General features: G+C 66.4%; 1 pseudogene. It reads left to right on the top strand.

Annotation, left to right across the window (positions count from 1 at the left end):
* Nucleotides 1-899, top strand: a pseudogene (locus ACFOYY_RS08000) (DNA-directed RNA polymerase subunit beta); the annotation flags it as partial.

Here is an 899-nt window from a genome sequence, read left to right as displayed (position 1 = left end):
CCGACATCACCCAGGGCACGCTGACCGAAGAGGACATCGTCGCCACCATCGAGTACATCGTCAAGCTTCACGCGGGCGAGACCTCGATGCAGGGTTCCGGTGGCGAGATCGTCGTCGAGACCGACGACATCGACCACTTCGGCAACCGCCGCCTGCGCACGGTCGGCGAGCTCATCCAGAACCAGGTCCGGCTGGGCCTGGCCAGGATGGAGCGGGTCGTACGGGAGCGGATGACGACGCAGGACGTCGAGGCGATCACGCCGCAGACCCTGATCAACATCCGTCCCGTCGTGGCGTCGATCAAGGAGTTCTTCGGGACCTCCCAGCTGTCGCAGTTCATGGACCAGACCAACCCCCTGGCGGGCCTGACGCACAAGCGGCGTCTGTCCGCGCTGGGTCCCGGTGGTCTGTCGCGTGAGCGGGCGGGCTTCGAGGTTCGTGACGTTCACCCGTCCCACTACGGCCGGATGTGCCCGATCGAGACGCCGGAAGGCCCGAACATCGGTCTGATCGGCTCGCTCGCCTCCTTCGGCCGGGTGAACTCCTTCGGGTTCGTCGAGACGCCCTACCGCAAGGTCGTCGACGGCAGGGTGACCGAAGAGGTCCACTACCTCACCGCCGACGAGGAGGACCGCTACGTCATCGCCCAGGCGAACACGCCGATCGCCGCCGATGGCACGTTCCTTGAGGACCGCGTCCTCGTCCGCCGTAAGGGTGGCGAGTTCGAGTCCGTGAGGGCGAACGAGGTCGGTTACATGGACGTCTCGGCACGCCAGATGGTGTCGGTGGCGACCGCGATGATCCCGTTCCTGGAGCACGACGACGCCAACCGGGCGCTCATGGGTTCCAACATGCAGCGTCAGTCGGTGCCGTTGCTGAAGAGCGAGGCGCCGCTGGTC

It is taken from the genome of Streptosporangium jomthongense (assembly GCF_042650425.1).
Classification (GTDB): Bacteria; Actinomycetota; Actinomycetes; order Streptosporangiales; family Streptosporangiaceae; genus Streptosporangium.
This window is presented reverse-complemented; position numbering and strand designations above follow the sequence as displayed.